The sequence below is a fragment of the Streptomyces sp. SID5910 genome, assembly GCF_009862125.1.
In the GTDB taxonomy this organism is placed as follows: Bacteria; Actinomycetota; Actinomycetes; order Streptomycetales; family Streptomycetaceae; genus Streptomyces.
On record NZ_WWHX01000919.1, the window covers coordinates 1 to 19908 of the forward strand.

At 71.6% G+C, this 19908-nt stretch carries 33 protein-coding genes and 2 pseudogenes; 32 read left to right on the forward strand and 3 right to left on the reverse strand.

Going from position 1 to position 19908, the window contains the following annotated elements:
* Positions 1 to 155 precede the first annotated feature (155 nt).
* The 3 genes and pseudogenes from GTW67_RS32765 to GTW67_RS32775 form a co-directional block, all read right to left on the reverse strand.
* Positions 156 to 1547, reverse strand: a pseudogene (locus GTW67_RS32765) (YifB family Mg chelatase-like AAA ATPase); the annotation flags it as partial.
* A 60-nt stretch (positions 1548 to 1607) separates the two neighbouring features.
* Positions 1608 to 1886, reverse strand: a complete 279-nt coding sequence (locus tag GTW67_RS32770; RefSeq protein WP_161168386.1) for a hypothetical protein — start codon at positions 1884 to 1886, stop codon at positions 1608 to 1610.
* Between the two features lie 154 nt (positions 1887 to 2040).
* On the reverse strand, positions 2041 to 2484 hold the full coding sequence (locus GTW67_RS32775) for a helix-turn-helix domain-containing protein (RefSeq protein ID WP_237519149.1): 444 nt from the start codon (positions 2482 to 2484) through the stop codon (positions 2041 to 2043).
* A gap of 267 nt (positions 2485 to 2751) precedes the next feature.
* Here GTW67_RS32775 and GTW67_RS32780 point away from each other — a divergent pair, with 267 nt between their 5' ends.
* The 32 genes and pseudogenes from GTW67_RS32780 to GTW67_RS32915 form a co-directional block, all read left to right on the forward strand.
* A complete protein-coding gene (locus GTW67_RS32780) occupies positions 2752 to 3048 on the forward strand; it encodes a helix-turn-helix domain-containing protein (RefSeq protein ID WP_161168388.1) in 297 nt (98 codons plus the stop codon).
* Positions 3045 to 3215, forward strand: a complete 171-nt coding sequence (locus GTW67_RS32785; RefSeq protein WP_161168389.1) for a hypothetical protein — start codon at positions 3045 to 3047, stop codon at positions 3213 to 3215. The genes GTW67_RS32780 and GTW67_RS32785 overlap by 4 nt, the downstream gene beginning before the upstream one ends.
* 91 nt (positions 3216 to 3306) lie before the next feature.
* Positions 3307 to 3624 (forward strand): hypothetical protein, encoded by a 318-nt coding sequence (locus tag GTW67_RS32790; protein WP_161168390.1) that lies wholly within the window; start codon positions 3307 to 3309, stop codon positions 3622 to 3624.
* A complete protein-coding gene (locus GTW67_RS32795) occupies positions 3621 to 4358 on the forward strand; it encodes a hypothetical protein (protein ID WP_161168391.1) in 738 nt (245 codons plus the stop codon). Before GTW67_RS32790 ends, GTW67_RS32795 begins: the two co-directional genes overlap by 4 nt.
* Positions 4355 to 4480: a hypothetical protein gene (locus GTW67_RS38265; protein WP_272920553.1), complete on the forward strand. Its 126-nt coding sequence runs from the start codon at positions 4355 to 4357 to the stop codon at positions 4478 to 4480. Before GTW67_RS32795 ends, GTW67_RS38265 begins: the two co-directional genes overlap by 4 nt.
* On the forward strand, positions 4477 to 4728 hold the full coding sequence (locus GTW67_RS32800; RefSeq protein ID WP_161168392.1) for a hypothetical protein: 252 nt from the start codon (positions 4477 to 4479) through the stop codon (positions 4726 to 4728). The genes GTW67_RS38265 and GTW67_RS32800 overlap by 4 nt, the downstream gene beginning before the upstream one ends.
* Positions 4725 to 5111, forward strand: a complete 387-nt coding sequence (locus GTW67_RS32805) for a hypothetical protein (protein ID WP_161168393.1) — start codon at positions 4725 to 4727, stop codon at positions 5109 to 5111. The genes GTW67_RS32800 and GTW67_RS32805 overlap by 4 nt, the downstream gene beginning before the upstream one ends.
* Positions 5108 to 5857 carry a hypothetical protein gene (locus tag GTW67_RS37235; protein WP_202438018.1) on the forward strand — a complete coding sequence of 250 codons (750 nt, stop codon included), beginning with the start codon at positions 5108 to 5110 and terminating at the stop codon, positions 5855 to 5857. Before GTW67_RS32805 ends, GTW67_RS37235 begins: the two co-directional genes overlap by 4 nt.
* Positions 5850 to 6089 carry a hypothetical protein gene (locus GTW67_RS32810; protein WP_161168394.1) on the forward strand — a complete coding sequence of 80 codons (240 nt, stop codon included), beginning with the start codon at positions 5850 to 5852 and terminating at the stop codon, positions 6087 to 6089. The genes GTW67_RS37235 and GTW67_RS32810 overlap by 8 nt, the downstream gene beginning before the upstream one ends.
* The gene (locus GTW67_RS32815; protein WP_161168395.1) at positions 6086 to 6448 is read left to right on the forward strand and encodes a response regulator transcription factor; all 363 of its coding nucleotides are present in this window, start codon (positions 6086 to 6088) and stop codon (positions 6446 to 6448) included. Before GTW67_RS32810 ends, GTW67_RS32815 begins: the two co-directional genes overlap by 4 nt.
* On the forward strand, positions 6445 to 7497 hold the full coding sequence (locus tag GTW67_RS32820) for a YqaJ viral recombinase family nuclease (RefSeq protein WP_161168396.1): 1053 nt from the start codon (positions 6445 to 6447) through the stop codon (positions 7495 to 7497). The genes GTW67_RS32815 and GTW67_RS32820 overlap by 4 nt, the downstream gene beginning before the upstream one ends.
* Complete coding sequence (locus GTW67_RS32825; RefSeq protein WP_237519150.1) at positions 7494 to 8273, forward strand: ERF family protein; 780 nt, start codon at positions 7494 to 7496, stop codon at positions 8271 to 8273. Before GTW67_RS32820 ends, GTW67_RS32825 begins: the two co-directional genes overlap by 4 nt.
* A complete protein-coding gene (locus tag GTW67_RS32830) occupies positions 8270 to 9121 on the forward strand; it encodes a 3'-5' exonuclease family protein (RefSeq protein WP_202438011.1) in 852 nt (283 codons plus the stop codon). Before GTW67_RS32825 ends, GTW67_RS32830 begins: the two co-directional genes overlap by 4 nt.
* Positions 9121 to 9564 carry a hypothetical protein gene (locus GTW67_RS32835; protein ID WP_161168397.1) on the forward strand — a complete coding sequence of 148 codons (444 nt, stop codon included), beginning with the start codon at positions 9121 to 9123 and terminating at the stop codon, positions 9562 to 9564. Before GTW67_RS32830 ends, GTW67_RS32835 begins: the two co-directional genes overlap by 1 nt.
* The gene (locus GTW67_RS37240; RefSeq protein WP_202438012.1) at positions 9561 to 9839 is read left to right on the forward strand and encodes a hypothetical protein; all 279 of its coding nucleotides are present in this window, start codon (positions 9561 to 9563) and stop codon (positions 9837 to 9839) included. The genes GTW67_RS32835 and GTW67_RS37240 overlap by 4 nt, the downstream gene beginning before the upstream one ends.
* Positions 9832 to 10098 carry a hypothetical protein gene (locus GTW67_RS37245; RefSeq protein ID WP_202438013.1) on the forward strand — a complete coding sequence of 89 codons (267 nt, stop codon included), beginning with the start codon at positions 9832 to 9834 and terminating at the stop codon, positions 10096 to 10098. Before GTW67_RS37240 ends, GTW67_RS37245 begins: the two co-directional genes overlap by 8 nt.
* Positions 10095 to 10721 (forward strand): hypothetical protein, encoded by a 627-nt coding sequence (locus GTW67_RS32840; RefSeq protein WP_202438014.1) that lies wholly within the window; start codon positions 10095 to 10097, stop codon positions 10719 to 10721. Before GTW67_RS37245 ends, GTW67_RS32840 begins: the two co-directional genes overlap by 4 nt.
* Positions 10718 to 12499 carry a DNA cytosine methyltransferase gene (locus GTW67_RS32845; RefSeq protein WP_202438015.1) on the forward strand — a complete coding sequence of 594 codons (1782 nt, stop codon included), beginning with the start codon at positions 10718 to 10720 and terminating at the stop codon, positions 12497 to 12499. The genes GTW67_RS32840 and GTW67_RS32845 overlap by 4 nt, the downstream gene beginning before the upstream one ends.
* Complete coding sequence (locus tag GTW67_RS32850) at positions 12499 to 13092, forward strand: hypothetical protein (RefSeq protein ID WP_161168398.1); 594 nt, start codon at positions 12499 to 12501, stop codon at positions 13090 to 13092. The genes GTW67_RS32845 and GTW67_RS32850 overlap by 1 nt, the downstream gene beginning before the upstream one ends.
* Positions 13089 to 13286, forward strand: a complete 198-nt coding sequence (locus GTW67_RS32855) for a transcription factor WhiB (protein ID WP_161168399.1) — start codon at positions 13089 to 13091, stop codon at positions 13284 to 13286. Before GTW67_RS32850 ends, GTW67_RS32855 begins: the two co-directional genes overlap by 4 nt.
* On the forward strand, positions 13283 to 13462 hold the full coding sequence (locus tag GTW67_RS32860; protein ID WP_161168400.1) for a hypothetical protein: 180 nt from the start codon (positions 13283 to 13285) through the stop codon (positions 13460 to 13462). The genes GTW67_RS32855 and GTW67_RS32860 overlap by 4 nt, the downstream gene beginning before the upstream one ends.
* Positions 13459 to 13824 (forward strand): YfdP family phage-associated protein, encoded by a 366-nt coding sequence (locus GTW67_RS32865; protein ID WP_161168401.1) that lies wholly within the window; start codon positions 13459 to 13461, stop codon positions 13822 to 13824. Before GTW67_RS32860 ends, GTW67_RS32865 begins: the two co-directional genes overlap by 4 nt.
* Positions 13825 to 13826: 2 nt before the next feature.
* A complete protein-coding gene (locus GTW67_RS32870) occupies positions 13827 to 14642 on the forward strand; it encodes a DUF2303 family protein (RefSeq protein WP_161168402.1) in 816 nt (271 codons plus the stop codon).
* The gene (locus tag GTW67_RS32875) at positions 14642 to 14941 is read left to right on the forward strand and encodes a hypothetical protein (protein WP_202438016.1); all 300 of its coding nucleotides are present in this window, start codon (positions 14642 to 14644) and stop codon (positions 14939 to 14941) included. The genes GTW67_RS32870 and GTW67_RS32875 overlap by 1 nt, the downstream gene beginning before the upstream one ends.
* A gap of 12 nt (positions 14942 to 14953) precedes the next feature.
* Positions 14954 to 16759 (forward strand): AAA family ATPase, encoded by a 1806-nt coding sequence (locus GTW67_RS32880; RefSeq protein ID WP_161168403.1) that lies wholly within the window; start codon positions 14954 to 14956, stop codon positions 16757 to 16759.
* Between the two features lie 73 nt (positions 16760 to 16832).
* Positions 16833 to 17156 (forward strand): hypothetical protein, encoded by a 324-nt coding sequence (locus GTW67_RS32885; protein ID WP_161168404.1) that lies wholly within the window; start codon positions 16833 to 16835, stop codon positions 17154 to 17156.
* A gap of 77 nt (positions 17157 to 17233) precedes the next feature.
* Positions 17234 to 17956 (forward strand): hypothetical protein, encoded by a 723-nt coding sequence (locus tag GTW67_RS32890; RefSeq protein ID WP_161168405.1) that lies wholly within the window; start codon positions 17234 to 17236, stop codon positions 17954 to 17956.
* Positions 17953 to 18204, forward strand: a complete 252-nt coding sequence (locus GTW67_RS32895) for a hypothetical protein (RefSeq protein WP_161168406.1) — start codon at positions 17953 to 17955, stop codon at positions 18202 to 18204. The genes GTW67_RS32890 and GTW67_RS32895 overlap by 4 nt, the downstream gene beginning before the upstream one ends.
* Positions 18205 to 18252: 48 nt before the next feature.
* The gene (locus GTW67_RS32900) at positions 18253 to 18594 is read left to right on the forward strand and encodes a hypothetical protein (RefSeq protein WP_161168407.1); all 342 of its coding nucleotides are present in this window, start codon (positions 18253 to 18255) and stop codon (positions 18592 to 18594) included.
* A 259-nt stretch (positions 18595 to 18853) separates the two neighbouring features.
* The gene (locus tag GTW67_RS32905) at positions 18854 to 19279 is read left to right on the forward strand and encodes a hypothetical protein (RefSeq protein ID WP_161168408.1); all 426 of its coding nucleotides are present in this window, start codon (positions 18854 to 18856) and stop codon (positions 19277 to 19279) included.
* A 2-nt stretch (positions 19280 to 19281) separates the two neighbouring features.
* Positions 19282 to 19512 carry a hypothetical protein gene (locus GTW67_RS32910; RefSeq protein WP_161168409.1) on the forward strand — a complete coding sequence of 77 codons (231 nt, stop codon included), beginning with the start codon at positions 19282 to 19284 and terminating at the stop codon, positions 19510 to 19512.
* Positions 19513 to 19612: 100 nt separating this feature from the next.
* Positions 19613 to 19908, forward strand: a pseudogene (locus tag GTW67_RS32915) (hypothetical protein); the annotation flags it as partial.

Consider the following 19908-nt stretch of genomic DNA (forward strand, 5'->3'; position numbering starts at 1 on the left):
ACCCGCGCCTCCGCCAGCTCCCAAGGCCCGGCCACCTCCCGCGCCTCCGCCGTCACCGAAGACCCGGTCACCGCCCGCACCCCCACCCACGGCCGCACCGTCACCACCCGGGCCGGCGCAGCAGCTCCCGCTCGCCACCTCTCCGAACCCCCCGTTCACGTCAGCGCCCCCAGCGCCATGGGAACGCCTCGCGGCACCCCCGTGCGCAGTTGCAGCGCGAGTGCGACGTCCCTCGCGTCGGGGCGGTCGTGGCCGACGAGGTCCGCGACCGTCCAGGCGACGCGCAGGACCCGGTCGAGGCCCCGCGCGGTGAGCACGCCCCGTTCGAGGCAGCGCTCGGCGTCCTCCAGGGCGCCGGGCGCGGCGTACCAGCGGCTGCGCAGCTCCCGTCCGGGCACCTCGCTGTTGGAGCGCCACGGGGTGCCGACGAACCGGTCGGCGGCCCGTTCGCGCGCCCCCCGTACCCGGTCGGCGACCGTCGCGGTGGAGTCCCCCCGGGCACCCTCCCCCGCGAGCTCCCTGCGTGTGACCCGGTCCACCTCGACGCGGAGGTCGACGCGGTCGAGCAGCGGGCCGGACAGCCTGGCCTGGTAGCGGCGGATCGACGCGGGCGAGCACTCGCACAGGTCGTCCTTCTGCGAGAAGCGCCCGCACGGACAGGGGTTGGCGGCCAGCACCATCAGGAAGCGCGCCGGGAACCGCACCACGCCCGCACTGCGCGCGATGACGACGTGCCCGGCCTCCAGCGGCTGGCGCAGCGCGTCGAGGGCATGGCTGCTGAACTCGGGGGTCTCGTCCAGGAAGAGAACGCCCCGGTGTGCGAGGGACACGGCACCGGGCCGTGCCACGCCGGGCCCGCCGCCGACGAGGGCCTGCATCGTGGCGGAGTGGTGCGGCGCGCAGTAGGGGGCGACGTCGATGAGGGGTTTGCCAGGCGGCAGCAGGCCCGCCACCGAGTGCACCGCGGTGACCTCCAGGGACTCCGCCCGGCCCAGCCGGGGCAGGATCGCGGGCAGCCGCTCGGCGAGCATGGTCTTGCCTGCGCCGGGCGGCCCCTCCAGGAACAGGTGGTGTCCACCGGCCGCGGCGACCTCCACGGCCGTACGCGCCGAGGTCTGGCCGACGACGTCGGCGAGATCATGGCCCTGGTCGTACTGGGCGGCGCCCATGCTGTGCATGCCCGTGGCCGCGCCGGTGCCGGGCATGCGCAGGCCGGCCATGAGCGGGTCGGGCCCGCCCTGCCGGTCCTGCTCCTCCTCCGGCACGGGTTCGTCGGCGAGGACGGCGATCAGCTGGCGCAGGCTGCGCACGCCGAGGACGGACACGCCGGGCACCAGGGACGCCTCGGCGGCGGCGCACTCGGGCACGACCACCTGCTCGTACCCGGCCTCCGCCGCGGCCAGCACCGCCGGCAGGATGCCCCGCACCGGCCGCACCCGTCCGTCGAGGCCCAGCTCGCCGATCATCAGGATGTCGGCCAGCACGCGCGGGTCGATCCGCTCGGCGGCACCGAGCACGGCTGCGGCCACCGCGAGATCGAAGCCTGATGAAAGACAGTAATAAAGCCGCAGGTGGACGGCCTGCGGCTTCCGGGTCGCGCGTCGGGTCTAACTGGCGCCGGGCCAGTTCTGGACCCAGCCTTTCTTGCGGACCATGCCACGCATCTCGGTCAGGAGATCGCCGATCACCTGCGCAGGTACCTTGCGCCGGTCGGCGAGCCAGGTGACCGCGCCCTCCTGCTCGACCGCGATGAAGGCCCTCCCGCCGGGGAGACCGTCGCGCAGCTCGATGTCGATTCGCACATCGCCGGGTTCAGAACTGTCCGCCACGGGTACATGCGCGTCACTCGGTTTGCCGCGTGACTCCGTGTTCTCCCCGTCCGCCATCGCAATGCCTCCCCAGGTACAACCACGCGCACATTCGTTCTAGTGTTCGAACATGCATGCGGAATGATCCGTTTGCGCCCCCCAGGCGGATCACCACCGTGCCATACCGATCAGGCTGTGACCAGAGCGAATCACTGAGTAATAGAAAGTCGTACTAATCGTCCGAGTTGCCCTGGCCAGGGCTATTACGCTGCGCACGCCTCCGCGCCATCACCTCAGCGATCTCCGCCAGCTCCTGGCGGTCCTTCTCGTTCATCTCCTCCGCCCGCGCCACGATAAGCCGGGTCGTACGGTCCCCACTCCAGACCACCGAGGCATCACCGGCCGGGTCGTAGCCGAAGAACTGACGAGTGGCTGCGGCCTGAAGGACCGCGAGCGGAATCTGATAGCCGGCAGCGAGCGCCCGGAGCCGCTCCTCCTTGGGAGGGTCGACCGACTCGCCTCGCTCGACCTTGGAGAGCCAGCCGAACTTGGCCTGCTCGCCGCTCCTCTGCGGGTCAATGCAGCGCTCCGCCATGTCCCGCAGGCTCACGCCAAGCTCGGTACGCCGCTCCCGTAGGAGATCACTGAAGTCCGTTCGCCGCCCTTGCTCTGCCATGGCGTGCATTGTGCCCTCTCACCTCTGTCCGTGACGCCTGATGTCTACGTTACGCCTGGCGATCATCGAGAAAAACGCAGGTCAGAGGGCACAACCGTTTGCCCCCCGACACAAAGTGTCTACGGAAACAGGGCGCGCGCGCCATCCCCCGCGGGCGTGATGACTCATTTTTGACTGCCTGTGCGTTTACGTAGACAAGACGTCTACGCATGTGTACTGTCGTCCTTGTTCACGGAAACGCACACAGCGTCTACGGAGGTGAAACACATGCGCGCTCAGCAGAACCCCATGGTCCTCGTAAGCCCTGAGCTGCTGGTCCTGCTCATGAAGCGCGACGGCGACGGCCAGCCCGTCAGCGTCCGCGACCTCGCCGACGCGGCCAACTGCCACCCCTCAAAGATCGACGCGCTGCGCAACGGACGGCGTAAGACCTCGCTCTACGACGAGGCCGTGGCAATTGCCAGACGGCTTGGAGTCGACCTCCTCGTCCTCTGGCAGCACACCGGCCGCACTGTCCAGGCGCCGGCCGAGCCGCCCTTTCACATGGCGGCGGTGCCCGCGTGACCCGCGCTGAGGCCGCTCGAATCCTTGGCCCGGCCGTCATTGAGGCCGCCCGCCGAGAGGTGGATGCGGCGCCGCCGCTCCGCGTGGAGCAGCGCGAGCAGCTGCGGGCGACGTTCGCCTCGGCCCGCGCGATCCGCTCGGTGAGGCCGGCCGCGCAGGCCGCCTGACCCCATCAACGCCGAAGGCCCGCCCGCTGCTTACCCGGCCACGGACGGACCCCGACTCGGCGACCACACCAACCATCGAAGGAAGGTCACCTTGAAGACCCAGCCTATCCCGCAGCTCGGTCCCGCGACCGCGCTGGTGCAGCTCCTCACGGAGCACCCCGAACTGCCCGCCACCGAGTGGTCGATGAGCTCGGTGATGCCGGAGCTGCGTGGCTTCGTGTACGGCGCGGGCATGCAGGCGCTGGCCGAGTACGCCGCGGTGCTCGGTGGCACCATCCGGGCGGCGGAGAACACGTACGTGGACCAGCGGCAGGAGGTGCGGGCGCACCGGTTGTCGTCGGTGTGGCGGGACGTGCCGGTGGTCATCACCGTGTCGCTGCCGGTGGCCGCTGAGGCGGTGGCGGCATGAGCGCCCCGCTGGTGGTCAACACCAAGGACGGCGCCTGCTGGACGCGTCGCACGGTGACGGAGGGCGGGATCGCCCTGTACGCGCTGGCCGACGTCTGCTCGTGCCCCGAGTTCGTGATGGCGACGCTCGACGAGCTGGCCGGCCGCGGGATCGTCGGGTCGGCGGATGTGCTGCCGATGCCGGTGGACCCGGGGCCCGTCGTTCGGCCGATCGCGCTGCACGAGGCTCAGCTCGACGCCCTCGCCGCCTCGGGGAACCGCGCGGTGAACGACTTGGTGCACGAGGACCTGTGTGCCTGTGACGCGTGGCCGGCCAAGTGCCTGTCGTCGGGTGGGTACTTCCAGGGCTACTGGGACTGGGGCTACCTGGAGACGGCGATCCCGGCGGTGCTCGGCTTGTGGGAGTCGATGCGCGGCGGGGACCGGGTCACCGAGTTGGAGGCCGCGCGGGGCACCGTCTACCGCGCCGAGCACCCGGACTCCGGAATCATCCTCGGCCACTACAGCACCATCGACGCGGCTCACGAGCATTGCGTGACGCTGGCCCGCCGTGAGGGTGCCACGGGCCTCATCAGCTGGGTCCCCGAGGACAGCGACCCGTGGAGCCCCGAGGAGCTGACGTTCTTCGACGTCGAGTACTGCGACGGCGATGACGTGCCCACCCAGAACTGCACGGGCTACGTAGTGACGCCCCTGGAGGTCCCCTCCGAGTACGACGCGGAGGCCGACGAGTGAACGTCCTCCTGTGGCTGATCTGGGCCACCGCCGTCGGTCTCGTGTGGGTCGGCTTCTGCGCGAGCGACCTCCCCTCCCTCCTCTCCCACCTGATCCACCGCCACCACGGAGGTGCTCGGTGAACGAACAGACCACCGCGACCGGCCACCTCGACGCCGACGGCAACGAGTTCCAGGCCGACGCCCACTACCTCGACAGCTACGGCGACACCTGGAAGTACCTCGGCGGCATCGACGAGTTCCTCCACGTCAAGCGCGGCGATGAGGAGACCCCGCAGACGGGCCCGAGCATCGTCCGCCACTGCGAGGACGCCACCGCCGTCGCCCGTGACTTCGGCCCCATGACGAAGGTGACGGAGGTCGCCCGATGAACCGCATCCGCTTGTACCTGCACCGCATCTTCCGGCGGCCGGCCGTGACCGGGCCCGCGCGGATCTACGTCCGCCGGATTCCGACCGGCGTGATGCTCGACCTGGAGCACGTGCTTGCCGCGGCGCTGACGACGATCGCGGACGACGGGGAGTTGCTCGCGCTGCTGCTTCAGTACGCGGACGACCGGGCTGCGTCCGCCGGGCACGACGGGTACGCGCCGGAGTCGCTGCTGCTGGAGCAGCTGCTCGCGGCGGTCGGGTTCGAGGTGCCGGTGTACGGCGACGCGGTGGCCGCGCTCGCGGACCGTCTGCGGGCGCTGGCCCCGGCTGCTCCGGTGGCGTCGATTCCGGCGCAGCGCCGCGAGGGTGGTGCTGCCGCATGAGCGCCCGCGACGACCTGTACCTGTTCGCGATGGTCGGCAAGGTCCACGAGGACGGCAACCGCGCGATGGCGCAGCGCAAGCTCGACGCCTACCGTGCCGAGATCCTCGCCGAGGCCAAGGTCGAGACCGTCGACTGGCTGGCGAAAAAGGCCCGCGAGTACCGCACCACCGGCAGCAAGCAGCACGCCCTCCAGGCCGAGGCGATCGAGACGCTCGCCTCCAAGGTCGACCGAGGCGCCGTCCGTGCCTTCCTCGGCACCGGCCACTACCGCGACGCCATCGACGAACACCGCGCCGAGATCCGCCGCGAGATCCTCGGCGACGACCTCAACCCCTCCACCCTCGTCCTCGACGCGCAGGCATACCGAGCCCTCGTGACCGCGATCGAGGCCACCATGGCCGACCCCAACCGCTGGGACGGCGACGAGGATGAGGGCACGATCCTCGCCCGGTACGTCGAGTGGCTCGCCGCCGGACAGCCCGGAGAGGACGAGGACGCCCCGCCCGCGACGCTGGCGGCGGACACCACCCGCCGCGCCCACCTCCTCCACGCCATCAGCGCGGGCGGCCGGTGGAAGTCCGGCTCCGTCGCCCGCTGGTACGAGGGCAACGGCTACACCGGGCTCGGCGTCCGCGCCGCCCGCCACGACCTCGCGGTCCTCCGCGACTCCGGCGCCCTCGTGCAGCACGACGACAAGGGCGTGCGCTGGTTCAGCGTCGCCCGGTCGGGAGGCGGCCGTGGCTGAACTCTCCACCCGCCGCGAGTACCTGTACGCCGCCGTCCGCGAGCACGGCCGCCCCGTCACCACGGGCCTGGCCGAGCAGCTCATGGCCGGCAGTCCCTGGCCCACCGCCCGCCGGAACACGACGCGGAAGACGCTGCGGAGCCTCGCCCGCGCCGGACTCCTCGCCGTCAGCCCGGGCCCCGACGGCCGCATCACGTACCACCTCGCCACCCAGCACACGGGGGACCGATGATCACCGTCACCGACCTGCGGGAGCACGTCCTCACCGCAGCCGAAAAGTACGACCTGCCGCTCAGCGTGAAGCAGGCCGACACCCTCACCAACCACCTCGCGATCTACGCCAACCGCGGCCAGTCCCGCCAGGTCCACCTCACCGACGCCGAGTTCGGCGCGCTCGTCGGCCTCGCCTCCGGAGAGGACGCCAAGGAAACCGGACGACGCATCTGCCGCACCGAGCACACCATCAAGTCCCACCGCCGGGCGCTCTACAAGAAGCTCGGCGCGAAGTCCGGGCCTCACGCAGTGCTCCTCGCGATCGGCCTCGGCCTGCTCCACGCGCCGAAGCCGCGGACGGAGGCCGACGCCCGATGACGACGACGACCGCGCAGGCTGGGGCCACCACGGCCCCGGCCGCCGGCCGCCGGGTCACCCCGACCGGCCGACTCATCCTTCCCGCCGACGCTGACCGCGAACAGTGGCTCACCGCCCGCCGCTCTGGCATCGGTTCCAGCGACATCGCCGCCATCCTCGGCATCAGCCGCTACGGCAACGCCCTCTCCGTGTGGCACGACAAGACCGGTGGCCTGCCGCTGGAGTCCGACGACTCCGAACCCGCCCTCTGGGGCCGCGCGTTCGAGGAGACCGTCGCCCGCGAATGGGCCCGCCGCAACAGGTCGGTGGTCCGCCGCGTCGGCCTCGTCCAGAACACCGACCGGCCGTGGCAGATGTGCACCCTCGACCGACGCGTCCTGAAGTGCCCGCTCGCGGAGGCCGACGAGCGCTGCGCGGTAGAGATCAAGTGCCGCGACAAGATGAAGGCCTCTGCGTTCCGCGCCGGCGTCGCTGACGACGTCCTGGTGCAGACGCTGTGGCAGGCCGACGTGTGCGGCTTCGACCACGTCCACGCCGCCGTCCTCATCGGCGGCAACGACTACCGGCAGTACGTCATCCGCGTGAAGGACCACGCCCAGCTCGTCGCCGACCTGCGGGCCGCGGGCGAACTCGCCTGGCAGCAGATCACCGAGCGGCGCCCGCCGGTCCTCGCGCAGGACGCCGACCCGGACGTCCTCCTCGACCTGTACGGCCGACTCCACCCGGAGCGCGACGGGACCGTGGATATCACCCGGGACGTCGACACGCAGGAGGCCGTCGAGGAGTACCTCGACGCGCACCAGGACGTCGTCGCCGCCGAGCGCCGGAAGAAGGCCGCGAAGGTCCGGATCCTCGCCGGGCTCGGCGACGCCGAGGCCGCCACGGTCCTCGACAAGCCGTACTTCTCCCTCGACGAGACGACCCGCGAGCACTGCGACGTGAAGCGGCTCGCCGAGCGCTGGCCCGACGCCTACGCCGACTGCGTCGAGGACCGCGTGTCCCGGCGCCTGACCATTCCCCGCTCTGTCCGTGAGGAGCACGCCGTATGACCACGATCGCTGAGCGGGCCGCCGCTGCTGCCGGCCGCGCCGACACCGACGCGGGCCCGGCCGAGGACGCGCCGCCCGCCGACGAGTACAACCCCCCGCCGGACCCGATGGCCGACTACGAGCCCGGCGAAGACGACCCCGACCAGGTCCCTGTCGGCGTCGCCTGGCTCCGCGTCCGCCGCGACATCCGCGCCATCAGCAAGGACCAGCAGTACAACCAGGCGGGCACCCGCTTCAACTTCCGTGGCGTCGACACCGTCGTCAACGTCTTCGGACCGGTCACGCTGAAGCACGGCGTGAACGTCCTGTCCTCCAAGGTCGAGGCCAGCTACGGGGAGAAGACCACCGCCAAGGGCACCAAGATGCGGGAGTGCTCCGTCCTCGTCACCTGGACGATCATGGGGCCGATGGGTGACACGCTCACCCTCCAGACGATGGGCGAGGCCCTCGACACCGCCGACAAGGCCACGACCAAGGCGCAGTCCGTCGCGCTGCGGACGCTGCTCCTCGGCTTCGGCCTCACCCCGACCCATGACAAGGACCCCGACGCCGACCGCATCGAGCGCGGCAACGACGCCCCGGCCCGCTCGGCGGAGTCGTACCGCGACGAGATCCTCAACCCGAAGACGTCCCCGGGCCGGTTGCAGCAGATCAGCTACGAGCTGTCCAACCTACGGATGCTCGGTGCGAAGGTCGCCAACGAGACGGGTAAGCAGGAAACGCTCGACGCTCTCGGCCGGCGGATCTACGGCGAGCGCACCGGCGGTGGCCAGTGAGCGCCCCGTGGCACGTGCAGCGCATGGCCGCCCTGGACTTCGAGTCGTCCGGCAAGGACCCGGAGACGGCCCGCATCGTCTCCTGCGCCCTCATCCTCGTCGGCGGCAGCCTGGCCACCGACACCCGCACCTGGCTCGTCAACCCCGGCATCGCCCAGGAGCCCGGCGCGATCGCCGTGCACAAGCTGACCGACGAGCACCTCGCCGAGCACGGCACCCCGGCCGAGCAGGCCGTGCCGGAGATCGCGAAGTCCGTCGCTGAGGTTGTGGCCGGCGGCGTGCCGCTGGTCGGACACAACCTCGGCGGCTACGACCTCAATCTCCTCGACCGGGAGTGCCGCCGCCACCTCGGCGACAGCCTCGAAGGCATCGTCCGGCAGCCGCTGACCCGGGTCATCGACACCATGACCCTCGACCGGCACGCCGCCCCCTACCGCAAGCGGGTGTCGGAGACGCAGGGCCCGTACCAGATGCGGACCACCGCCGAAACGTACGGCCTGCCGTGGGACGAGGCGGCTGCGCACGGCGCCGAGTACGACGCCCTCCAGTCGGCGCGCGCCGCCTACCGCATCGGGGCGATCGCGCACACCCGGCCGGAGGACCGGCCCGCGTGGGTGCACCAGCTGCGGAACCGGCGCGGACCGTACGACCGGTTCAACGACTTGGCGTTCGTGGACGTCGAGGAGCTGCACCGCCGCCAGGTGGTGTGGGCGCGCGAGGACGCGGCCTCGTACCAGGCGTGGCTGCGGAACCCGGCGAAGGCCGGTGAGAAGCACGACCCGAAGGCCGTCATCGACGGGACGTGGCCGCTGCGTCTGGTCCCGGCTGAGAGCTCGGAGGACCAGTGATGTTCGGACTCATCACCCGCCGCCGCTTCGAGCGGGAGACCGCCGGCCTCCGCGCGAAGATCACGGTTGCTATCGAGCAGCGCGACAACGCGCGCGCCGAACGGGACGCGTTCCGAGCTGTGGCACGGGCCAGCGCCCGCCAGTTCGCTGAGGCCGACGCCGCCAACCGGCGTCTGGTCGGCCGGGTCGAGGAACTCGGCAAGCGGAACAGCGCGCTGACCGAGTCGGACCCGGAGTACGCGGCCGACCTGGAGCGTCGCCTGGACCGGGCCCTGCGCGCCTGCGCCCGCTGGATGAACGCGACGTGGGCCGCGACCCGCCGCGCCGACCGGTTGCAGAACCGCCTGGACGACGCCGTGGGCATGCCGCACGGCGGCCACATCCGGGACAGCGGACCGTGGCAGCCCGGCTTCGAGCGGCCGACCCCGGGGGCCACGTCGTGAGCAGCTTCGCCTACGCCATGACCGGCGCCGCCTGCACCGTCGGCGCCGGGGCCAGCCTCATCTACCGGGCACTGCTCCCGACCGGCCGGCACCGCGCCACCCGCCCCGCCGCCGAGGAGCAGTTGCTCCGCCCGGTCGAGGCCCTCGACGCCTTCGAGGCGTACTGCCCGGCCGAAGACCGGCCCACCCTCCAGCTCCACCTCCGCCTCGGCGGCTCGGTCTGCACCGAATGCCGCCTGCCCGACACCACCCGAGAGGAGGCCCCCAGTGTCTGAACTCACCGACGCCGAACTCGACCAGCTCATCGACGCCATCGGCCTCAAGCGGCCCCGCAGCGGCAGTCAGCTCAAGCCCATCGCCCACGGCACCTACAAGGGTGCCCGCCAGCACTACTACCGCCGAGAGCCCCTGTGCGAGCCGTGCCGCTTGGCGCAGAACACCTACCAGAACGAGAAGTACCGGCAGCGGAAGCAGGCCGAGGGCTACCTGACTGAGCAGCAGTGGCAGGCACGCCAGGACGGCGGCGCCCAGTGAGCACCCTCTTCGACGTCACCACCGAGGCGCCGGCCGCCACCACGGCGGTCGGGCCCCGGCCACCACTCCTCATCGCCCTCGACGCCGCCACCACCGTCACCGGCGTCGCGGGCATCGGCTGGACCGACTACGTCCACGCCCCCGCCAAGAACCTTCACGAGCGCTTCGCCCGACAGCTCGACGGCTGCGCCTCCTTCTACCGGAACGCCGACTACGTCGTCCTCGAAGGCCCCGCCTACTCCAAGAACAACACCGGCGCCGACGCCCTCGCCGCCATGCGGTGGATGATCCGCCAGGACCTCTGGAAGCGCGGCATCCCCTACGCCGTCATCAACCCCCAGGCACGCAACGAGTACGCCACCGGCAAGAAGCGGCCCGTCCCGGCCGGCGTCCCGAAGAACAAGCGGTACGAGGTCGGCAAGGGCATGGTCCGCGACGCCGTCCACGAGCGGTACGGGCTGCTGACCGAGGGCAAGCACCGCTACGACCAGAGCGACGCGTACATCCTCCTGGCTCTCGGTCTCCACTCCCTCGGCCACGTCTTGGCTGAGGTGCCGAAGGCGTGGGCGGAGTCGGCGCTGCGCGGGGTGGAGTGGCACAACCTCCCGGCGGTGGCCCGATGATGAAGAACCCCAGCACCGCCACCCACCGGCCCGCCACCCGGCGGCGCCGCTTCCGCCACGACGAGTACACCGCCGTCGACCTCTTCAGCGGCTTCGGCGGCCTCACCGAGGGCATCCGCCGCGCCGGATTCACCACGATCATGGCCGCGAACCACAACGCCTACAAGGTCCAGGTCCACGAGGCCAACCACCCCGACGCCGAACACTGGATCGCCGACCTGGTCAACCCCGAGGCCGCGGACTACCACTCCGCCCGCGACCTCCCCCGGGCCGACCTCCTCGCCGCCGGCGTGAGCTGCGTCAACCACAGCCAGGCCAACACGATCAAGGCGTACGAGCAGGGCGGGACCCTGTTCGACCTGGAGGACCCCGACTACGAGGCCCGCGTCACCCGCTCCGAACGCGACCGCGCCACGGCCAACTGCGTCCTGCACTACGCCGCCAAGCACCACCCCTGGCTGATCCTCATCGAGTGCACGACCGGCCTCCAATCGTGGGGCCCGGCCATCCCCGGCCGCCCAAAGATCGGCGACGGCAGCACCTACCGGTGGTGGCTCAAACAGTTCGACCTGCTCGGCTACGACGGCGCGGTCTGCTTCTTCAACTCCCAGTTCTTCGGCGTCCCGCAATCGAGGAACCGCGGCTACTGGGTGTTCTGGGACAAGTCCCTGCCCGCCCCGGACCTGGAGCACCGGCCGGTCTCCCGCTGCCACCGCTGCGACAAGGACGTCGAAGCCGTGTGGACCTGGCGCACCGGCATCCCAGCGTCCGGGCTGGTGGAGTACGGCAAGCAGTACGACTACCGCTGCCCCTCCTGCCGCCGCCAGGTCGTGCCGCCGATGACGCCGTCACTGGCCGCCCTCGACCTGACCGACCTCGGCGTTCGCATCGGCGACAAGCCGGTCAAGACGTTCAAGGACGGCTTCGTCGGCCCGCTCGCTCGGTCGACGATGGCCCGGGCCGAACGCTGCCGCCAGCGCTTCGCTGACTTCCCCGCCGTGTTCATGCCCGCGAAGGGCGTGCACGGCATCGAGAAGCACCCGTGGCAGCCGCTGGCGACGCAGACCAGCCAGCAGGAGACGTCGATCCTGTCGACCGGCGCGCTCATGGCGGCCGCGGGGAACACCTTCGAGCGGCCCGGGTCCGACTGCCGTAGCCGCGGCTTCGATCAGCCGCTGTGGGCCCAGACCGCCACGAACACCACGGGGCTGATCACTCCGCCGGTGGCGCTGGCCGTGGACAACTACCAGGGCGCCCCGCGCAGCGGCCACGAGCCGCTGCCCACCCAGGTCGGGTCGGAGACCCTCGCCGTCGTGTCGTCCGGCGTCGTCCCGTACCGGAAGCACACCGTGCCCACGATGCACACCGAGGCGATGCCCGCCTTCACCTCGGACCAGATCCCCGGCCTGCTCACGGCCGCCGGCTGGTACAAGCAGAACGGCACCAGCCCCGGCCACGGGACCGCACCGCACCCGCTGACCGACCCGCTCGGCACCATCACCGCCGCCGACACCACCGCGCTGCTCACCGCGCAGTGGCAGGCCGCGCTCGCCGACCTCCCGCTGGAGGAATGCTACTTCCGCATGATGCGGGAGTACGAGATCGGCCGCGGCTGCGGCTTCGACGTGAACTTCGGTGACTACCGCGGCACCTTCAAGGTCTGGGGCACCGCCCGCAACCAGGTCGACGGGTTCGGCAACGCCGTCTCGCCGCAGGTCGGGGAGTGGATCGGTGAGCGGCTCCGCGCCAGCCTCCACCGCGCGGAGGTGGCGGCCTGATGTCCACCTACGTCGCCCGCCGAGAAAAGGCCGCCCGCCTCCGCCGCCTCCGCGGCATCCCCGGCTGCACCCCCACCGAACCCGTCCTCCAGCACATCCACACCCTGAAGAAACACGGCTGGACCAACCCCGAGATCGCCGACACAGCCGGCGTCGACCGCCGCACCATCCACAACATCATCCACAGTGCCGTCGCCAACGTGCACCAGCGCACCGCCCGCTCGATCCTCGCGCTCCGCCCCGACGACGTACCCAACCGCGTCCCCGCCGTCGGCACCCGCCGTCGCCTCGAAGCCCTCGCCGTCATGGGCTGGCCCATGGCGCACGTCGCCGAAGAGGCCGGGATCCGCGGCACACAGGTCACGGAGATCGTCGTCGGCCGCCGCAAGCGGATCCCCCGCGGGCAGGCCGAAGCCGTCGACCGGATCTTCCGCGAGCGGGCGCTGAAGCCCGGCCCGTCGAAGCGGACCCGCACCATCGCCGCGCAGAACGGCTGGGTGTCGGCGCTCGCCTGGGACGACATCGACGACCCCGACGAGAAGCCCCGCGGCCTGCCGAGGCGGCGCCGCGTACGGAAGCAGGCCGCGACGTGACCGGCTGGCTCGGCGACCTCCAGATCCGCCGCACCGACTGGGACCAGACCCCCATCGCCGACTTCCTGTGCACGGCCTGCGGCACCCACCGCCGCATCGCCGGCCGCGAGAAGGTCACCGACTTCCTCCGCGACAACCCCACCACAGCCCACCGGGCCGTCTGCCGCCCGACGAAACGAGGAGCAGCCGCATGAGCGACTCCGACACCGCCCGTGAACCGCCCCGGGACGTGATCGCAACGCCCGACTGGCCGCCCGTCCGAATCCCCGGGCACCCCGGCTGGTGGCGGCACTGCATCAACGGCCGGCAGGTCGACCTCCAGACCCGAGACCCGCAGCACCACATCCAGAAAGGCACCACCCAGCGATGACCGCGAACACCGAGACCGGCGAGATCCAGCAGGCCCCCGTCGCCGCCTTCCTCGCCTCCCACCTCAACGGCCGCACCGAAGAGGAACTCTCCGCCGAGTTCCACACCCTCCTCGACGCCGTCCGCACCCACGGCAAGAAGGGGTCGATGGTCATCACCATCGTCGTCGAACCGCCTGCCAACGGCGTCGACAGCGCGCCCCTGCCCATCGGCGTCGAGTCCGCGGTCAAGGCCCCCAAGCCCACCCCGGTCAAGTCCCTCTACTTCCTCGACGACGAGGGCCTCCCGGTCCGCGAGGACCCCCGCCAGATGGCCATCGAGTTCCGCAATGCCCCCTCCACCGACACCTTCAAGGACGCCTGACCATGACGACCACCGACACCAACGTGCCCGCCGTCGCCGCCCTCGCCCAACAGGCCCTCGCCCCCAAGCAGGTCGAGCCCGGCAGCATCTACCTCGTCGCCACCGCCGACGGCCGCGTCCAGACCGTCGACCTCACCGGCCCTGACCACACCGGGGTCCTCAGCCGCAAGACCGGCACCACCACCGTCCGCGACGCCCAGTCCTTCCTCACCTACTGGGACAAGCACCACGACGACAACTCCGAGGTCTACGCCGACAGCGACCGCCTCACCGTCACCGCCGTCCTCGACGCCCACACCCCCGGCACCGCCCGCTGGGGAGGCCACCGCCTCCACCTCGCCCTCCGCGAGACCACCGCCTGGAAGCAGTGGCTGCACCTCGACGGCCAGCTCCTCGACCAGGAGACGTTCGCCGAGTTCCTGGAGGACCACCTCCCTGAGCTCCTGGAGCCGTCCGCCGCGGACATGCTGGAGATCGCCCAGTCCTTCCAGGCCGCACAGAAGGTCGACTTCCAGTCCGCCACCCGACTCTCCTCCGGGCAGCGGCAGTTCCAGTACGTCGAGACCGCCACCACCAAGGCCGGGCAGAAGGGCCAGCTCACCGTCCCCGAGACCTTCACCATCGGCCTCGTGCCGTTCGACGGCAGCGACGGCTACCGGCTCACCGCCCGCCTCCGCTACCGCATCGGGCAGAACGGGCTCCGCCTCGGCTACAAGCTGGAGCGGCCCGACGAGATCCGGACGACCGCCTTCGCGGACGTCGTCAAGGCCATCGGCGAGCAGATCGACACGGCGGTCATGAACGGGACCGCGGCCTGATGGCCGGCCGTAGTCGGGGCGGCGCCGACTCCCGCTGCCCCGGCTGCGGCCAGCCCCTCCTCACCCAGTGGGTGGGTGACACCGCCGCTGTCCGCGCGACCGTCACCCTCCCGCCGGCCGACGCCCAACTGCCCTACGGCGAGGCGCTGAAGGACCGGACACCGAACGACCTCGTCTGGTGCCTGCCCCGCCTCCCCTACCGGGCCCCGAGGCTCCGCTGGACCCACGGCCGCCACCCGCCGGACTGCCCCCACCAGCACCTCACCACCCACAAGTGCCCGCGCCAACCGCTCTTCTGAGGAGACCGCCCCGTGGACAACGTCCGCCGCATCCCGCACCCCTCGGCGGATCAGGACGGCCTCACACGCACAGCCCCCCACGACGCCGAGGCCGAGGACTACGTCGCCGGCGTCATCATGAACGACCGCGCCGCCTACCTGGAATGCGCGCGGCTCATCACCCGCGAGGACATCTACCAGCCCGGCCACCGCGCCATCTGGGACGCCGTCACCGGCATGGTTGCCGAGAACAAGCAGCTCCACCCCGTCACCGTCCGCGCCGAGCTGGAGAAGCTGAAGCGGCTCCGCGAAGTCGCCGGCGGCGACCTCATCCTCCGCCTCGGCTACGAGACCGTCCCCGGCGTCATGGCGCCCGCGTTCGCCGAACGCATCGCCGACGTCGCCCGCATCCGACGACACGACGAGTACGCCAACAAGGTCAAGGCCGCCATCCTCGCCGGGGCCACCGCCGAGGAACTCGACAAGCTCACCGACAGCCACCGCCAGCAGGAAGAACGCCGCACCACCGCCGGCCAGGGCCCCTCCCACCTGACCGCCGCGTTCCTCGACTGGAACGAGCACTTCGCCACCGACTTCGGCAACGTCCAGCTCCTGCCCGGCCAACTCATGGCGCCCGGCCAGCAGATCACCGTCGTCGGCGACGGCAAGGCCGGCAAGAGCCTCCTCGTCCAGGAGTGGCTGTGGCGCATGGCCAGCGGCCAGTCCTTCCTCGGCGACCGCCCCCAGGCCCCCATCTCGGTGCTGTACGTGGACGCCGAGAACGGCCACGCCGACATCCAGGAACGGTTCCTGTCGTACGGCGCCGGGCCCGGCCGTATGGGCCTGCTCACCTACGCCAGCTTCCCTCCGATCCGCCCCCTCGACACCGCAGGCGGCGGCACCGACCTCCTCGCCATGGTCGGCGATGCCGAAGCCCAAGTCGTCTGCCTCGACACCGTCTCCCGGTTCATCTCCGGTCCCGAGAACGACGCCGACACCTGGCTGAGCCTCTACCGGCACACCCTGCTGCCGCTCAAGCGCGCCGGCATCGCCTCCATCCGTCTCGACCACATGGGCAAGGACGGCGAACGCGGCGCTCGCGGCTCCTCCGCCAAGACCCAGGACGTCGACCACGTCTGGGAGCTCCGCGCCCACGGCGGCGGCACCCTCACCCTCAAGCGCACCCACACCCGCACCGGCATCGGACCTGACTCCTTCGTCCTGCTGCGCCAGGCCCGCAGAGACGGCAACCACTACCTGCCCGGCGCCACCCGCCACGTCCTCATGGAGCACGAGCAGATCGAACCCGCCGAGGGCTCCGTCGACTGGCTCATCGCCCAGATCGACCGCCTGGGACTTCCCGACGACGCCGGCAACCCCCGCACGAAGGCGGCCCTCGCGAACGCCAACATCCCCGCCCGCAAGGAGAAGATCGAGGCCGCCGTCCGAGCCAGGAAAAACAGGACAAACAGGGTTCCCCGCGAGGTTCCCCCGACCCTCCCCGAAACAGGTTCCCCGGGGGAATCCCCAAACGATCAAGGGGGAACCGCAAAACCCCAGGTCAAACATTCCCCGGGAACCCCGGGGGAACCCACGGGGAACCCAGGTTCCCCACCCCCTCCCCCCTCTAACAAGAGGGGGGTGGGGGAAGGGGAAGCCGCCACGCAGGCTCCAGAAGCCACAGAAACCCCCCTCTGCACCGTCTGCGAAACCCCCCTCACCGGCTACCGCCGAGACCGCGGATACGACACCCACCTCGGATGCGACCCCGAAACCGGCAGCCACCCCGACAGACCCGACCACGGACACCAGACGGACGAACACCACGGCGCCGCCTGACCGCGGTCATCCGGTTACACCCAGACCCGCACACAAACGACCACCACCCAACACGCCCACCACAGGAGCGAACATGACCGACCAGCCCACCACCTACCGCCTCACCCCGCGCGGCCTCGACCTGTTCGTCCGCGCCCTCGTCAACGAGGTCGACTACGACATCCACAAGGGCTACGAGTGCGGCGAGGAAGACGGCCTCGACCACTACCCCGAGCTGGTCGCCGAGGCCGCCAAGATGCTCAACGCGATCACGGCCGAGGAGCCGGCCGCTGAGGAGGTCATCCCGGCCGCGCCCGGTCGCCGGGTGCAGTGCGGTGACTGCGGCGCCGTCGGCGGCGTGAACCGCGGCGAGGACGGGCGGGCGTACCTGTACCCGTCCGGGCAGATCGGCCACTGACCGCAGGCCGGCCGCCCCGCAGTCGAGTTGCGGGGCGGCCGGTGCCCCGAGTCCACCACACCCACCAGGAGAACCCGATGACCGACCAGACCACCGCCGACCGTGGCCCGGAGTACACGCCCTGCGGATGCGGGCACATTGAGCCGGAGCATGAGCCGAACGGCGGTGAGTGCTACTCGTGCGACTGCGCGACGTACCGTCCCGCCTCGGCTGTGCCGCTGCCGCCCGCCGACCAGACCGCGCTCCGTGACCGCATCGCCGAGGCGCTCATCGCCTGGACGTACCGCGGCAAGGGCCCCGAGCACGGCGGCATCCTGGAGACCGTGCGCGCGAACGCGTACAGCCGCGCCGACGCGGTGCTGGCCGTCCTGCCCGCGACCACCGACCGGGCCGCCGTCCGGGCCGCTGCCTTCCGCGACGCAGCCAACGGTGCGCACCTGAACGTCCACTCGTCGGCTGCCGAGGGCGTGCGGCGCTGGCTGCTCGCTCTCGCCGACGCCGAGCTGCGGCGCGTGGCCGCCGAGACGGCAGCCGCCGAGACGCAGGCCACCACGCTCAGCCCCACCGAGCGCACCATGCTCGACTACGCCCTCAACCAGGCGCAGCTGCGGATGTGGGACACGGGCAAGTACACCGCCGAGGAGCAGGCCGCCCTCGTCTCGCTGCGCCGCCTGACCACCGAGCAGCCCGCCGCCAAGTGCTCGTGCGGTGTGCTCCGTACCGGCCTCGGCCGTCACCTCCCCGAGTGCCCCAACGGGCCCGCCGCCGGGGCGCGGCAGGACGGGGCGCAGCCGTCGTGATCGCCGAAGCCCTCGACACCCTCATCACCCTCGGCTGGACGTTCCTCGCCTGGCTACTCATCCTCGCCGCCGCCACAACCGCCGCCCTGTACACGGTCGCCGTCACCCTCATCGCCACCGTGCGGGCCGTCAGACGGGCCTCACGCGCCCTCTTGCGCCTCGCACGCACCCGGCGCCGCCCGCGCCCCTCCTGGGCCCTCACACGCCGAGCCGCCCGCACCCTCACCCGCTACAACGAAGCCGCCTAACCACCGCCCCGGCCACCACGGCCGGGGCCCCACCCCGAAAGGCACCCGGTGACCCCAGCCCAGCGCACCGCCCGCGCCTGCCGCATCGCCGCCACCATCCCAGCCGCCAGCGCCGCCTACTCCGCCACCCACCACCCCCTCCTCGCCCTGCCCGGACTCCTCGCCGCCGGCATCTTCCTCACCGTCGCCGCCTCCTACACCCACGAAGACCACCGCCAGCAGGCCCGGCACACGCAGCTGGAGGACGCGGCCGACGCCGACGCCGTACTCCTCCCGCCACCAAACCCCCGCGAGCAGCTCGACACCGGCTGCTGCGAACGCTGGTGGACGTCGTGCGGCTGGCAGCACGACGAGACGTGCCCGATGCGCGACCACCGGAGCGTGGTGTGACCGGGCCGAGCAGCACGCCCCGGGGCGAGCACAAGCCGCGTCCCGGGGCCGCGTGGGAGACCCGGCTGGTGCGCGTCGAGCAGCTGGTGGACGACGAAACGCCCGCCCCCCGACCGAACCGAACCACCCGACGCGCCGCCGCGCGCGCCACACGGAGGACCCGATGACCGACCAGAAGCGACGCGCTCGTGCCTTCAACGCTGTCGGCCCCGCGCTCTCAGCCCACGACCAGTGGCTCCCCCTCAGCGTCCGTCAGGCCGTGGCTGACGCAGTCCTCGCCGCGCTCGACGAGCCCGCCCCGGCAGCGACCGAAACGACCGACCTGGAGACCACCGTCCGCGTCGTCTCCGCCCTGCACCGGTCCGCCGAGGACACCGTCACCCGCGTCATCACCCTCCACGAGCAGTGGGTCGCGGCCGGACCGCCCCCGCTTGGCGCGCCCCTCGCCCGCTGGTGGGACGGCCGCCTTGCCGAACTCCACGACGCCATCCAGCCGCCCGCCCGCGAGCAGCGGGAGCGCCCCACTCACCCCGACGGCACCCCGTACCGGCACCACGAGATCAAGGCCGAGGGCTGGGAGCACTGCGACGGCTGCCGCCTCTGGGGTCAGTGGTGGACCGCCGGGACCCCGCACCAGTGCACGAACGACCGCGTCCAGCCCGCCGACCAGACCACGGAGAAGTGACCATGCTCGGACAGAACTTCGACGACCTCGGCCGAGAGATCAGCCACCACGCCAAGTACCACCGGCCCAAGTTCTACCGCTACCGCATCGCCGACGACCTCTCCGGCAAGCCGCGCGCCACGTGGAACCGGTACGAGAACCAGTTCAGCCGCGTCACGATCGGCCTCGCCGTCATCGTCGGCCGCTACGCGTACTGCGTGAAGTGGGCCAACGCGGAGATCGACTTCTGCTGACCTACGACGAAGGGGCGCGCCTACTCGACCTCCCCAGGCCAGGCACGCCCCATCCGGTGGCCATCACGATACGCCGCCCCACCAGCACCATGGAGCCCCGATGACCACCACCGCCACCCACCTCCGCTCGATCGCGATCCACTGGAGCGACCTCCGCGAAGCCATCGCCGCACCCGCCCTCCACGACGGCTTCGGCGCCGGACTCCGCGGCTACCTCGCCCGCCTCGACCAGGCCGACGCCGAGCAACTGGAGTACGAACGCCACCAGGCCGCCCACCTCCGCGCCCTGGAGCGGGACCCGATGCAGCTCGGCGACCGGCCCACCCCGGTCCGGCTCCACATCCTCGACACGATGCGCGCCGTCGAGGCCGCCCTCATCCACTGCGCCGACGACAT